Annotated in this window: 13 protein-coding genes; 11 read left to right on the plus strand and 2 right to left on the minus strand. The window is 63.6% G+C overall.

Annotated elements, in window-relative coordinates; translation table 11 throughout:
• Nucleotides 1-75 precede the first annotated feature (75 nt).
• On the plus strand, nt 76-978 hold the full coding sequence (locus LCM4577_RS11970; RefSeq protein WP_040991684.1) for a metallophosphoesterase: 903 nt from the start codon (nt 76-78) through the stop codon (nt 976-978).
• A gap of 37 nt (nt 979-1,015) precedes the next feature.
• On the opposite strand, the gene LCM4577_RS11975 is transcribed toward LCM4577_RS11970, so the two are convergent.
• A complete protein-coding gene (locus tag LCM4577_RS11975) occupies nt 1,016-2,266 on the minus strand; it encodes a glycoside hydrolase family 5 protein (protein WP_071071318.1) in 1,251 nt (416 codons plus the stop codon).
• Between the two features lie 127 nt (nt 2,267-2,393).
• Between LCM4577_RS11975 and ybgC the strand changes: the two genes are divergently transcribed.
• From ybgC to ftsH, 10 genes are all read left to right on the plus strand, one after another.
• Nucleotides 2,394-2,864: a tol-pal system-associated acyl-CoA thioesterase gene (gene ybgC, locus LCM4577_RS11980; RefSeq protein WP_071031441.1), complete on the plus strand. Its 471-nt coding sequence runs from the start codon at nt 2,394-2,396 to the stop codon at nt 2,862-2,864.
• 395 nt (nt 2,865-3,259) lie between these two features.
• Nucleotides 3,260-3,970, plus strand: coding sequence for a protein TolQ (gene tolQ, locus LCM4577_RS11985; RefSeq protein ID WP_040991688.1), 711 nt, complete (start codon nt 3,260-3,262; stop codon nt 3,968-3,970).
• Between the two features lie 9 nt (nt 3,971-3,979).
• On the plus strand, nt 3,980-4,441 hold the full coding sequence (gene tolR, locus LCM4577_RS11990) for a protein TolR (RefSeq protein WP_040991690.1): 462 nt from the start codon (nt 3,980-3,982) through the stop codon (nt 4,439-4,441).
• Between the two features lie 9 nt (nt 4,442-4,450).
• Nucleotides 4,451-5,605: a TonB family protein gene (locus tag LCM4577_RS11995; RefSeq protein WP_071071320.1), complete on the plus strand. Its 1,155-nt coding sequence runs from the start codon at nt 4,451-4,453 to the stop codon at nt 5,603-5,605.
• A gap of 40 nt (nt 5,606-5,645) precedes the next feature.
• Nucleotides 5,646-6,959, plus strand: coding sequence for a Tol-Pal system beta propeller repeat protein TolB (gene tolB, locus LCM4577_RS12000; RefSeq protein WP_071071321.1), 1,314 nt, complete (start codon nt 5,646-5,648; stop codon nt 6,957-6,959).
• A 51-nt stretch (nt 6,960-7,010) separates the two neighbouring features.
• On the plus strand, nt 7,011-7,364 hold the full coding sequence (locus tag LCM4577_RS12005; protein ID WP_244508299.1) for a four helix bundle protein: 354 nt from the start codon (nt 7,011-7,013) through the stop codon (nt 7,362-7,364).
• A gap of 266 nt (nt 7,365-7,630) precedes the next feature.
• Entirely contained in the window at nt 7,631-8,137 is a 507-nt protein-coding gene (gene pal / locus LCM4577_RS12010) for a peptidoglycan-associated lipoprotein Pal (protein ID WP_040991697.1), read from the plus strand.
• Between the two features lie 218 nt (nt 8,138-8,355).
• Nucleotides 8,356-9,522 (plus strand): tol-pal system protein YbgF, encoded by a 1,167-nt coding sequence (gene ybgF, locus LCM4577_RS12015; RefSeq protein ID WP_071071323.1) that lies wholly within the window; start codon nt 8,356-8,358, stop codon nt 9,520-9,522.
• On the plus strand, nt 9,516-10,898 hold the full coding sequence (gene tilS / locus LCM4577_RS12020; protein ID WP_071031455.1) for a tRNA lysidine(34) synthetase TilS: 1,383 nt from the start codon (nt 9,516-9,518) through the stop codon (nt 10,896-10,898). The genes ybgF and tilS overlap by 7 nt, the downstream gene beginning before the upstream one ends.
• Before the next feature lie 104 nt (nt 10,899-11,002).
• Nucleotides 11,003-12,937 carry an ATP-dependent zinc metalloprotease FtsH gene (ftsH, locus tag LCM4577_RS12025; RefSeq protein WP_071071325.1) on the plus strand — a complete coding sequence of 645 codons (1,935 nt, stop codon included), beginning with the start codon at nt 11,003-11,005 and terminating at the stop codon, nt 12,935-12,937.
• Nucleotides 12,938-13,497: 560 nt separating this feature from the next.
• Here ftsH and LCM4577_RS12030 read toward each other — a convergent pair.
• Nucleotides 13,498-13,950, minus strand: a complete 453-nt coding sequence (locus tag LCM4577_RS12030) for a hypothetical protein (protein WP_071071327.1) — start codon at nt 13,948-13,950, stop codon at nt 13,498-13,500.
• Nucleotides 13,951-14,032 lie beyond the last annotated feature (82 nt).

A 14,032-nucleotide genomic window follows, 5' to 3' on the forward strand; every position in this document is an offset into this window, starting at 1 on the left:
TTGGCCTAGCTCAGGGCGCAATTGCCGCCTTTAAGGCAGCTCCCTGATAGATTCCCAAGGGGCTTGGGCCGATCCATGATCACCAGACGCGCCTTCCTGCGCCTCGTCGGCGGCTCGGCCTTCGCCATGGTGTCGCTCGGCGCCTATGCGGTCGGCATCGAGCCGATGCTGCTGACCCATGTGAAGCGCTACACGCTGACGCCGCCGCATTGGCCGGCCGGACTCAAGCTGCGCGTCGTGGCGCTTGCCGACATCCACGCCTGCCGGCCGTGGATGACGCCGGAACGGATCGCAGCGCTTGCCGAACAGGCCAATGCGCTGCAGCCGGATCTTATCGTCCTGCTGGGTGATTACACCGCTGGAACCAAGATCGTGACAGGCTCGGTGCGGGTGGCGGAATGGGCCGAGGCGCTGTCCGGGCTGAAGGCGCGGCTCGGCGTGCTGTCGATCCTTGGCAACCACGACTGGTGGACCGATTTCTTTGCGCAGCGCGCGGAAGCCGGCCCGACCCAGTCGCGCAAGGCGCTCGAGCATGTCGGAATCCCGGTGCTGGAAAACGACGTCGTGCGGCTGGAAAAGGACGGGCATGGTTTCTGGATCGCCGGGCTTGCCGATCAGCTCGCGCTGCTGCCGAACAAAGCCAAGGGACGCGAGAGCTTCCAGGGCTTCGACGACCTCCCCGGCACCTTGGCCAAGATCCAAGGAGGCGAGCCGATCATCCTGCTCGCCCATGAGCCGGACATTTTTCCAAAAGTGCCATGGCGAGTTTCGTTGACCTTGTCCGGGCACACGCATGGCGGGCAGGTACGGGTGTTTGGCTATTCACCGGTGGTGCCTTCGGACTACGGCAACCGTTTCGCCTATGGCCATGTCGTGGAGAACGACCGTAACCTGATCGTTTCCGGCGGACTTGGTTTCAGCATCCTGCCGGTGCGTTTTGGCGTGCGGCCGGAGATCCTGCAGATCGATCTCGGCTAAGGCGCGTTGATGTTCAGGTGAGACCTTGGTTTGTTGCTTACCGCAGCGACCTAATCATATCCATCACTTCGGGTTCCGCCTTCTCGCCGTCGAACGCGTCGACGATGCCGAAGGCGCCGCCATAGCTCCACACCGACCAGGAGAAGCCATGCGCCTCGGCGCGGGCGATCATGTCGCGCACATAGGCGGCGCGGTATGCGGCCGGCATGACGAAGCCGTTGCCGTATTCCTTGCGGATCATGCCGAATTCGCCGAGCGTGATATCCTGCGGCTTGACGCCATTGGCCTTCGCCCAGGCGTCGACCGTCCTGAACGGCGCATCCATGACGGCGGCCAGCTTCTCGGGACTGTCCATCGCTGCCACCTGTTCGTCGAGATAGGCGAGCATGCCGCTCTGCCGCGCCCAGGGCGCCTCGGCCCTGATCCGGTCGCGGATCGTGTCTAGCGTCATGTCCAATTGCGCCTTCGGAACGGCTGTCAGCGGATAGGGCAGGCCGGTGACGTATTGGATGAAATCGCCGGCCCAGGTCGCGCCCTGATGCGTCAAAAGGAATGGATCGTAGGAGTGGAAGGCCCAGATGATGTTATCGTCCGCGATCGCCTTCGGATCGACCTTCGCCAAGGAGGCTGCGTTCGAGTAGCAGCCGCCGGTGAGCACAAGCGTCAGCCTTGTGGCGGAAGCGCGCGCGGCCGCGAAAAGCTGCTTCTGGCGGTCGGGCCAAAGACTGGTCGCGTCCTCGTCGCAATCGACGATCGGCTCGTTCATCAGTTCCAGCGCGACAAGCCGCGGGTCTTCCCTGGCGAGTGTCTTTGCCATGGCGCGCACGACGTCGACATACGCGTCGAACGTCGCTGGATTGTCCATCACCTCGCTCATGCCGATCTTGCGATTGCCGCCGGCGGGAATCAGATGCAGGTCGACGACCACTTTCAGGCCGGCGCGGTTGATCATGCGCGCGGAGTCCAGGACGCTGGCAAAGAGGTCGCCGCGAAGGGCCGCGGTCCGGTCCGAGAGAAAAGGCGCGGGATCGACCGGCATGCGCAGGAAGTCGAAGCCTGCATCCTTCAGCGCCTCGAGATCGTCCGCCTTGAGGAATTTGCGCCACTCCGGATAAGGCAGGATCGCCTGGCGCTCCCCCCATTTGTCCTCGGCCGGCCAGGTCACCCACTGGTCGAGATTGAGGCCGCGTTTCATCGAGAACGTCGCCGCCCCGGCCGGAAGCGCCAGCGTGGCGAGCGCACAAAACGCCGCCATCAAGGTCTTGATCATCGTGCCCAACAGTGCCATCCCGTTCCCGCGCGAGACTATGCGTATCGCCCAAAACTGTGGAGCGGTTTGAGGCAACGGCACGCGCAAAGATTCCTAAAGCCCGTCGGGCTTTAGGTGCCTTTCTGGGCCGAAAAAGGAAAGCGCGATGGACGATCATGGTGAATCGGCGGCGCTCGTCGCCGGACTTTCCGGAGCGCTGACGGATTTCGGCCACCGGCTGATGGCGAGGGTCTACTATGCCGACACCGATTTCTCCGGCGTCGTCTATCATGCGCGCTATCTCGAATTCCTCGAACGCGGCCGCTCCGACTATCTGAGGCTGACCGGCGTCCACCACACCGAGCTCCTGGACGGCAAGCATGGCGAGCGCATCGTCTGGGTGGTCCGGCGCATGGAGATCGACTTCCGCTCGCCGGCGCGCATGGACGATATCCTCACCATCGACACGCGCACCGACGACATTTCCGGCGCCCGCATCTTCATGGGCCAGCAGTTGAAGCGCGGCGGCGACGTGCTTGTGGAGGCTAGGGTGGAAGCGGCGATCGTCGGTGAAAGCGGCCGCCCGAAGCGCTTCCCGAAGGAGTGGGTTGCTGCTTTCATGCCCAAGGGACGTTGATATTCAGGTGAGGCCGGCCTGCAAATGGTGGCTTCCTGCGCTTCCGGTGCTCACGTACCTAAAAGTACGCTCCGCTCCGGTTCTCGGAATCCGCCATTTTCGACTCGGCCTGACCTGAATCTCAACGCCCCTCGACGCTAACGCCCCGAGACTAAGCGCGGCAATGCGCCGCGCCTTACGTCCTAACCCATCCTTAACCATAACGGTTCATGAAGGAATTGGCGAAGATTGGCGCAATTCGTGCGCCTTCCTTTCACCAATATTTGCCTCGAAAAGGCCGCGAAACGGTGCATTCGGGGCTTATCCCGCAAGCTTCAAGCTTCGCGCGATCGGACCAAAGGAATGCCCATGGGCCAGCCGCCAGCGATGCCCGGAAAACCTTAAGGACTTAAGTCATGGAAAACATCGCTCTTGCCGATCCGGCAGCGCATTTGTCGATCTGGGCCCTGTTCATGCAGGCCGGCTGGGTGGTCAAGCTGGTCATGATCGGCCTGCTTTGCGCCTCGATCTGGACCTGGGCGATCATCATCGACAAGCTCGTCGCCTATAGCAGGATGAAATTGGCACTGAACCGCTTCGAACAGGTCTTCTGGTCCGGGCAATCGCTCGAGGACCTCTACCGCACGCTGGCCGACCGAAAGACCACCGGCATGGGCGCGATCTTCGTCGCCGCCATGCGCGAATGGAAGAAGAGTTTCGAAAAGGGCGCGAAATCGCCGCTGGCGCTGCAGACGCGCATCGACAAGGCCATGGACCTGGCATTGACGCGCGAGATGGAAAGGCTGGAGGGCCGCCTCGGCTTCCTCGCCACCACCGGCTCGGCCGCGCCTTTCATCGGCCTGTTCGGCACCGTCATCGGCATCATGACGTCGTTCCAGGCGATCGCCGCCTCGAAAAACACCAGCCTTTCGGTGGTGGCGCCCGGCATCGCGGAAGCGCTGCTCGCGACCGCGATCGGCCTGCTCGCGGCCATTCCGGCGGTCATCGCCTACAACAAACTGTCATCGGACGCGAACAAGCTCGGCGTGCGCATGGAAGGGTTCTCGGACGAGTTCTCCGCCATACTCTCGCGCCAAATCGATGAAAAAGTAGCGCAGAAGGCCTGAGGAACGATCATGGGGATGTCTGCTGCTGGCGCAGGTGGCTCGGGGCGAGGCGGGCGCGGTCATAGGCGCCGTGGCCGTCACCATGCCCTGATGTCGGAAATCAACGTCACGCCGATGGTCGACGTGATGCTGGTGCTGTTGATCATCTTCATGGTCGCGGCGCCGCTGCTCACCGTCGGGGTGCCGATCGACCTGCCAGACACGCAGGCCAAGGCGATGAATGTCGACACGCAGCCGATCACCGTGTCGATCGACGCCGCGGGCAAGATTTTCCTGCAGGAAACCGAGATCCCGATCGAGGAGCTGGTGGCCAAGCTGCAGGCGATTTCCAAGACCGGCTATGATGAGCGCATCTTCATCCGCGGCGACAAGTCGACGGATTACGGCACGGCGATGAAGGTCATGGCCCGCATTTCGGCGGCCGGCTACAAGAATATCGGCCTGGTCTCGCTGCAGGAACAGGATCAGTAGGCGCGCCAAATGCGGACCGGTCTCACCTCTTCGGTGATCTTGCATGCGGTGGCGCTGGCCTTCGGGCTGTTCACGCTATCGTCGCCGCCGRCCATGCCTGCCTCCGACGTCGAGTCGGTGGCAGTCGACATCGTGCCGATGGAAGCCATCGCGCAGACGCTGCAGGGCGACAAGAAGGCGGTCATGCATGACAAGCCGGCGCCTGTTCCGACGAAGCGCCCGGATGTTGTTCCCAATGCCCAGAAAGTCGGCGAGAACACCGTCGACACCGACAAGCCGGTGACGGACGAAGCCAAGCCGAAGCCGGTCGACAAGACGGCGGCGCCGCCGCCCGCGCCGACGCCGACGGAGAAGCCCGCGGTCGAGGACGTGCCGAAGCCGCAGGAGAAGCCGAAGCCGACGCCCGCGACGGAAGTCGCGCCGACGCCGACGCCGAAGGAAGAGGTCAAGCCCGAGCCGGTCAAGCAGACCGAGCCGAAGCCGACGCCGGCCAAGGAACCGACGCCCGCGCCGCAGCCGGACAAGACCGCTGCTATCCAGAAGGAAGTGGTCAAGCCGGACGCAGTCGCCGAGGCGATCTCGCAGGATCAGCCGACCGAGGAAGCAAAGCTTCCGGATTCGGCGCCGGCGCCGGAAGCGCGGCCGAAGCCGCAGCCGGCGCAGGCCGAGAGCGCCAAGGCGCCGGATCGCAAGGACGCCGAAAAGCCGGTAAAGGAAGCCTCTTCCAAGAAGAAATCGGACGAGAAGCAGTTCAACGCCGACGAGATAACGGCCCTGCTCGACAAGCAAAAGCCGTCCGGCGGCGGCGCCAAGCGGTCAAGCCAGCAGGCCTCGCTCGGCGGCGAAAAGGATCAGGGCCAGAAGCTCTCCAAATCGGAGCAAGGGGCGTTGGAGGACCAGCTCGGTGGTTGCTGGACCCTTCCGGTCGGCCTCGAAGGCTCCGAGAACTTCACTGTGGTCGTGCGTTTCAACCTGAATGCCTCCGGCAAGCTGGAGGGGCGCCCGACCGTCGAGAAGTCCAGCGGCAACCCCCAGTTCGACGCCAGCGCGGTTCGCGCCGTGCAGAAATGCGATGTCGCCGGGCTGCAGGTTCCCGCCGGAAAGCAAGACATCTGGTCTGACATTCGCGTCAACTTCGATCCGAGAGCGATGCTTGGCCTCTAAGCCTGTGCGTCCAAAAAATCAGCAAGAGAAGCGAGAAGACATGAAAGCCATCCTCAAGCCGCTCCTGATGGTCGCCGCGATGGCGATGGGCATAAGTTCCGTCGCGATCCTGCCCGCCCAGGCAACTCTCGAGCTGAACGTCAACAAAGGCAATGTCGAGCCGATGCCGATCGCCATCCCTGACTTCCAGGGAGGACTTGGCCCGCAGATATCGGAGATCGTCGCAGCCGATCTGAAACGGTCGGGACTGTTCGCGCCGATCGACAAGGCCGCCTTTGTCGAAAAGATCACGAATCCGGATGCCACGCCCCGTTTCGACGACTGGAAGGTCATCAACGCGCAGGCGCTGGTCACCGGCAGCGTGAGCAAGGAGGCCGATGGGCGCATCCGCGCCCAGTACCGCCTGTGGGATATTTTCGGCAACCAGCAGCTGGCCGGCGAGCAGTTTTTCGCCAACGACGCCAATCAACGCCGTGTCGCGCACATCATCGCCGATGCGATCTATGAAAAGATCACCGGCGAAAAGGGCTATTTCGATACGCGCGTCGTCTTCGTCGATGAATCCGGCGCCAAGAACGCGCGCAAGAAGCGGCTCGCCATCATGGACCAGGATGGCGCCAATGTGCGCTATCTGTCGGACGGCCGCTCGATCGTGCTGACGCCGCGCTTCTCGCCGAACCGACAGGAAATCACCTACATGTCCTATGAAAGCGGGCAGCCGAAGGTCTATCTCCTGCAGATCGAGACCGGACAGCGCGAGCTGGTCGGCAACTTCCCGGGCATGACGTTCGCGCCGCGCTTTTCGCCCGACGGGCAGAAGGTGATCATGAGCCTGCTGCGCGACGACGGCAACTCCAACATCTTCGCCATGGATTTGAGGAGCCGCTCGACGACGCGGCTGACCGACTCGACCGCCATCGACACCTCGCCCTCCTATTCGCCGGACGGCTCGCAGATCGTCTTCACCTCCGACCGTGGTGGCGGCAGCGGCCGCTCGCAGATCTACGTCATGGGCGCGGACGGCTCCAACCCGCACCGCATCTCCTTCGGGGACGGCGTCTATTCGACACCGGTCTGGTCGCCGCGCGGCGACCTGATCGCCTTCACCAAGCAGAGCGGCGGCGAATTCCAGATCGGCGTCATGAAGACCGACGGCTCGGGCGAGCGCATCCTGTCCTCAGGTTTCCAGCAGGAGGGCCCGACCTGGGCGCCCAACGGCCGCGTCTTGATGTTCTTCCGCGACTCCGCCGGCGGCCCGAAGCTGGTTTCGGTCGATCTGACCGGCCGCAACGAGCAGCAGATTCCGACGGCGAACTATGCTTCGGACCCGGCTTGGTCGCCGTTGCTGGAGTGAGGGGCGGGGCAGGAGAGGAATTGAAGAACTGATGAATTGAAGAATTGAAGAATGGAGAAAGAGGGCAATTACATCAAGCGCGCGAAGGATTTGGAAGTCTATAGGCGTGCTTATGCAGTTTCTCTTGACGTTCACAGAGCGACGCTCGTTTTTCCGAAAATCGAGCAATACGCGCTGGCGGACCAAATGCGTCGATCCAGCAAGGCGATTTGCGCCAATCTCGCTGAGGGCTTTGCCAAGCAGACGCATTCCAGGCCAGAATTCGCACGGTTCATTTCGATGGCTCTGGGATCATGCAGCGAAATGGAACGTGGATTTCCTATGCCTTCGATCTTGGCTACGTCGCACAAGCGCAGCGCGACGAATGGCTGCGGTCCTATGTTCATATCTATGGAATGCTGGTGAATCTGAGGGAGAGGCTGAAGTGACCCTTTTCCTCAATTCTTCAATTCCTCAATTCTTCAGTTCCCCTTTTCCACGGCTTGGTCGCGTTTTGGCCGTATTTCCGCCTACGGTCCGCGGGCATTGTCGATCTTGGTAAATGCGTGGATGCGTAACGGCCGAGGACGGCGGCCGAAACCAAAAATTAACCGTGTTTCTTGAATGCCGGTTAACCCAAACGTGGTTACTGGGTGATCAACGAAATCACTCATATGCGAAGGAGAGGCGGCATGGGCCGTATCGCAGCACTTACCAGAAACCCGGCGATGATTGCGCTGGTGGCGGCTCTCGCCATCACCGGTTGCGCCTCGAAGAAGACCCCGAACAGCGCGGCGGATCTCGGCCTCAACGGCGCCGGCGCCGCGACGCCGGGTTCGGCCCAGGATTTCACCGTCAACATCGGCGACCGCATCTTCTTCGACACTGATTCCTCGTCGATCCGCGCCGATGCGCAGACCACGCTCTCGCGTCAGGCGCAGTGGCTCAATCAGTATCGCCAGTACGCGATCGTCATCGAAGGCCATGCCGACGAGCGCGGCACGCGTGAGTACAATCTGGCGCTGGGCGCCCGCCGCGCCGCCGCCACGCGCGACTTCCTGGTCTCCAAGGGCGTCTCCGCCAGCCGCCTGAAGACGATCTCTTACGGCAAGGAACGTCCGGTCGCGGTCTGCGACGATATCTCCTGCTGGTCGCAGAACCGCCGCGCCGTCACCACGCTTTCCGGCGCCGGCTCCTAAGGCCGGTCCCGCGGCCGCCGCTTGGCGCGACGCCGCAGGCGACAAAAATACAACACCGCAAAAATCAAAGGCGGCCGCAGGGCCGCCTTTTTCATTTGCGACACCCTGAAACAAAATTTGGCCGAAGTCTCGCGTCCTGCTATGAGCGCGAGGGCGCTTGCTCCCCCTGTTTTGATTTGGAAAGGCGCATCAGGCCAACACCCACCGCGAGAGACAGAATGCATTTCAGAACGGTCCTGAGCGGCACGCTTGCGCTGCTGCTCGTATCAAGCCTCCCAAGCCTTGCCGCGTCGGCCAACGGCGCCGGGCAGGCCTCCGACAGTGGCTTCACCTTCCATCTGCCGACACTCGGCATCTTCGGCGACAAGAAGAAGCCGGAACCGGCGCAGATCGCGCAGGACAACAGCGGTGGCATGACCGGTCTGGAAGACCAGCTGCGACAGTTGAACGGCAAGATCGAGGAGATGAATTTCCAGATCCTGCAAATGCAGGAACAGATCCGAAAGCAGCAGGAAGACAACGAGTTCCGCTTCCAGCAGCTCGAGGGCGGTGCGCAAGGCGGCGCCAAGCCGGCCGGGCAGAAGAAGTCGGAGGCCGCGCCCCAGGACGGGAATGGCAACGGCGGCAGCACCAATCTCGGCGACGCCGGCTCCGGGGATTCCGGCACCGGCGACGCCGGAACCGACAACAGCGTCGCCCAGGCCCCGGCGACGCAGGCGCCGGCCGACACCGGTGGGCAAGATGGCGGCGGCAAGACCGTCGGCGACGTGATCGTGGAATCGCAGACCGGCGATCCCGGCAAGCTGATCACCGGCGCGCCGCCGAAGAATTTCGGCACCATCACCGTCGACAAGAACGGCAACGTGGTCAATGCCGAGACCGGTTCGCAGGCCAGCGCGCCGGCGCAAGCTCCCGCGGCCACGGCAAACGCTCCTTCCGCCGAAACGCCGGCCAGGAAGAACAAGGCCGGCGGCACCGAAGTCGCGGCCCTGCCGTCGACCGACAATCCCGACGAGCTCTATCGCAATTCCTACCAGTTCATCCTGTCGGGCGACTACCCGACCGCCGAGCAGGGTTTTCGCGACCATATTTCGCGCTTCCCTAAGGACGCCAAGGCGGCGGACGCGCATTACTGGCTGGGCGAGTCGCTGCTCGGTCAACAGAAATACCGTGACGCGGCGGAGGTCTTCCTCGCCGCCAGCAAGGACTATCCGAAGGCCAAGAAGGCGCCCGACATGCTGCTCAAGCTCGGCGTTTCGCTGGTGGGCCTGAAGCAGAACGACGTGGCCTGCGCCACCTTCAACGAGATCGGCAAGCGCTATCCCGACGTTTCCGGCACGCTCAAGGAACGCATCAAGCAGGAAAAGGCGCTGGCGGCGTGCTGACGCCCGATACCAAAGACCGCCTTTTCTCAGACCTGGACTTTTCGAGCGGCGCCGTTGCAGCCGTATCCGGCGGCAGCGACTCGACCGCCCTTCTTCTCCTCCTCAAGGATCACCTCGACCGGACCGCATCGGGCGCCAGGCTGCTCGCGGTGACGATCGATCACGGCTTGAGGCCGGACTCGGCTACCGAGGCGCGGCAGGTTGCCAGGTTCTGCGCCGAGCGCGGCATTGCGCATCGCATTCTCGCCTGGCGCGGCGACAAGCCTGCCACGGGCCTGGCGGCCGCCGCACGCGAGCAGCGCTACGGGCTGCTTGCAGAAGCAGCCGATGCCGAACATATCAAGCTGATCCTGACCGGCCACACCGCCGACGACCAGGCGGAGACGGTGCTGATGCGCCAGGCGCGCGACGATGACGGCCGCGGCCTCGCTGGCATGGCGCCCGCCACGCTGCACGACTGGCGGACATGGATCATCCGGCCGCTTCTCGGCACAAGGCGCGCGGCGCTGCGCGACATGCTGCGGGCCTGCAATGTCGGCTGGATCGAGGACCCGACCAATATCGATATCCGCTTCGAGCGACCGCGCGTGCGGGCGAAGCTCGTGCAGGGCGAAGGCGAACGGCGCATCGCGGAAGCGCTGGCGCGGTCGCGCCAGGCGGCTTTCGCGCGCCAGGATATCGGTCGCCGCGCCGCGATGCTTGTCGACGTGCTTGCCGACAGACCAGGTCCAGGCCTCATCCGCCTCGATCGCGATTTCGCCAGGCAGGAGGATGGGGAAGCGGCCATCTATGCGTTGCGCATCCTTTTGGCCACCGTCGGCGGTGTGTCGTTCCTCGCCGATGAGGCGCGCTGCGCCGCGTTGTTTTCGCGCCTGCGGTTGGGGTCGCTTTGCGCCACATTGTCGCGGACGGTGGTCGATGCGCGGCGAACCGGCATTTTCCTCCGCCGCGAGAACCGCAACCTGCCCGCTGCCCTGCCGCCGTCGGACAACCAGCTTTGGGACAACCGGCGACGCATCACTTTGAAAGAACGCATCACTTTGAAAGACAGGCCGGGCGACTTGGTGATCGCGCCACTGGGGTTCGCCGCCGCCAGGCAAGCGTCCTTGAGCGAGGATGTTCCGCAAAGCCTCTCACGCGCGGCGCGGGCCGTGGAGCCGGCGCTGTGGCGCGGTGGCGTGTGCCTTGATGCTGCTGGTGGCGATGCCGGCTCGCTGGCGATCTCGATGGTTCCGGCGGTGGCCCCTTTCGCCCGCTTCCTGCCGTCCTTCGATCTTAAGCCCGCCGCCGCCATCGCGGCGCTTGTCGGCGCGCCGCCTTTGCCGGCGCCGCCATTCCTCGGCCATGATGGTGGCCGAGGGTGGGCGAAAGCTTAACCGATACATGCTGTTCTGCTTGGCAAGGGGAGGCGCTCTCCCTATGTTAGGCCCAAGCTTCTCCATCATCGCGGGTCCGTATGCGGGCCCCAACGGGACAATAGATGAATCCGAATTATCGCAACCTCGCGCTCTGGGCGATCATAGCCGTCCTGCTCATCGCCCTGTTCAATCTGTTCCAGACGCCTCAGACGCGCGGTGCCACGACGGATATCGCCTATTCGCAGTTCCTGCAGGATGTCGCTTCCGGCCGGGTCAAGAGCGTGACCATCGCCGGCGCCCGCATCTTCGGCAATTACACGGACAACGCCAACGGCTTCCAGACCTATTCGCCAGGCGACCCGTCGCTGGTTTCCAGGCTGCAGGACAAGAACGTCACCATCACCGCCAAGCCTGAGACCGACGGCTCCAATTCGCTGTTCGGATACTTGATCTCGTGGCTGCCGATGATCCTGATCCTCGGCGTGTGGATATTCTTCATGCGCCAGATGCAGTCCGGCTCCGGTCGCGCCATGGGCTTCGGCAAGTCGAAGGCCAAGCTGCTCACCGAGGCGCACGGCCGCGTCACCTTCCAGGACGTCGCCGGCGTCGACGAGGCCAAGGAAGACCTCGAGGAGATCGTCGAGTTCCTGCGCGATCYGCAGAAGTTCCAGCGTCTCGGTGGCAAGATCCCGCGCGGTGTGCTGCTCGTCGGCCCGCCCGGCACCGGCAAGACGCTGCTCGCCCGCTCGGTCGCGGGTGAGGCCAATGTGCCGTTCTTCACCATTTCCGGTTCGGACTTCGTCGAGATGTTCGTCGGCGTCGGCGCAAGCCGCGTGCGCGACATGTTCGACCAGGCCAAGAAGAATGCGCCCTGCATCATCTTCATCGACGAAATCGACGCGGTCGGCCGTCATCGCGGCGCCGGCCTCGGCGGCGGCAATGACGAGCGCGAGCAGACATTGAACCAGCTGCTGGTCGAGATGGACGGTTTCGAGTCCAACGAGTCGATCATCCTGATCGCCGCCACCAACCGGCCCGACGTGCTCGACCCGGCGCTCTTGAGGCCCGGCCGCTTCGACCGCCAGGTCGTGGTGCCGAACCCCGATATCGTCGGCCGCGAGAAGATCCTCAAGGTGCATGTGCGCAACGTGCCGCTGGCGCCCAATGTCGACCTCAAGGTCATCGCGCGCGGCACACCCGGCTTCTCGGGCGCCGACCTGATGAACCTCGTCAACGAATCCGCGCTGATGGCGGCGCGCCGCAACAAGCGGCTCGTCACCATGGCCGAGTTCGAGGACGCCAAGGACAAGATCATGATGGGCGCCGAGCGCCGCTCGTCGGCGATGACGCAGGCCGAGAAGGAGCTGACCGCCTATCACGAAGCCGGCCACGCCATCCTGGCACTCAACGTGCCGACGGCCGATCCACTGCACAAGGCGACCATCATCCCGCGCGGCCGCGCGCTCGGCATGGTCATGCAGCTGCCCGAAGGCGACCGCTATTCGATGAGCTACAAATACATGATCTCCAGGCTGGCGATCATGATGGGCGGCCGCGTCGCCGAGGAATTCAAGTTCGGCAAGGAGAACATCACGTCGGGCGCCTCCTCCGACATCGAGCAGGCGACCAAGCTGGCGCGGGCCATGGTCACGCGCTGGGGCTTCTCCGACAAGCTCGGCCATGTCGCCTATGGCGACAACCAGGAAGAGGTCTTCCTCGGCCATTCGGTGGCGCGCCAGCAGAACATCTCGGAAGAGACGGCGCAGATCATCGACGCCGAGGTGCGGCGGCTGATCGACGACGCCTATTCGACCGCGAAGTCGGTGCTGACCAAGAAGAAGAAAGACTGGATCGCGCTTGCCGAAGGGCTGCTCGAATACGAGACGCTGTCGGGCGACGAGATCAAGCAGCTGATCGCCGGGCACAAGCCCGCCAGAGACCTCGGCGACGACACGCCGCCCAGCCGTGGCTCGGCCGTGCCGAAGGCCGGCACGGGCGGCCGCCGCAAGAAGGGCCCCGAGCCCGAAGGCGGCATGGAGCCGCAGCCGTCAAGCTGAGAATTGGCTAAATCCTACAGACAAACGCCGCGGATCAAACCGCGGCGTTTTCGTTTTTGGGGCTTGTGATTTGCGAAGGTCACCGTGACGGCCAATCTCCCCCTTGTGGAGTCCACCCTCCGCGGCTGCAGCGTAGCTGCCGCGGAGGACAGGGCAGGGTAGAGGGGGAGCGCGAAGGATCGCGGCGCTCACAGGACGAAGGTTCCTCGCCCCACGAAAGTGGGGAGAGGTGTCTCGGAGAAGCCGAGACGGAGAGGGGAGCGCCCTACGAAGGCCCCCTCTCCGTCCGCTTCGCGGCCACCTCTCCCCCGCCTTTGGCGGGGGGCGAGGAACCCAAGCTTTGATACGCCGGCGAGAACAGCGCCCCTCTGTCTTGCCCGTCCTCCGCAGCAACTGCGCTGCAGCTGCGGAGGGTGAACCGGACATCTCCCCTCGAGGGGAGATTGGCAGTGTCGCGGACGGCGCTTCCCTGAGGAGCGGATGTGACCTCGGAATCCGCCCAAACAAAAAGCCGGCGCACCTTGCGATGCGCGGGCTTTTTCTGGAAGAGGCTAAGGCGTTCAGCTCTTCAGCCTGGCATTGCAGAGGCTGTAATAACCGCCGCCCTTCTGGATCCAGCGAAGGCCGTTCAACGTACCCGCCTCCTTGTTGTCGTGGTAACCCTGCAGGCAGGTCTTCATCCGGGCCTTCGCGGGCCTTTCGGTCTTGAACTCGGCGGCGAGGGTGGTCGGGAATGTCACGCCCGCCGGCGCTACAGTGGGGGCGACCGCCGCGCTGGTTTCTTTTTTCGGCTGCTCAGCGGTTGCAGCCAAATCCGCGCTGACACTCTCCGCGGCGGACGTCGCGCACTTCTCCTTGCGGAAAGCGGCCCAGTCCATGCCGTTCAGAGTGCCACCTTCCTTGGCTGCCCGATAGGTCTCGCCGCATTCCTTCATCGTCAGTGCGCTTGCAGGCGCGGCGGTCCAAGCGACCAATGCCGTCACAGCCAACGCTGTCAATTTCAAACTGAACATAAGACCCTCCTGAGTGACAGTAATCTCGACGCCCTTTGTATACCGTTTGTTCCTGTTATGTTCAATCGGAATTTTGCAACTA

The organism is Mesorhizobium sp. LCM 4577 (assembly GCF_001854795.2).
Taxonomy (GTDB): Bacteria; Pseudomonadota; Alphaproteobacteria; order Rhizobiales; family Rhizobiaceae; genus Mesorhizobium; species Mesorhizobium plurifarium.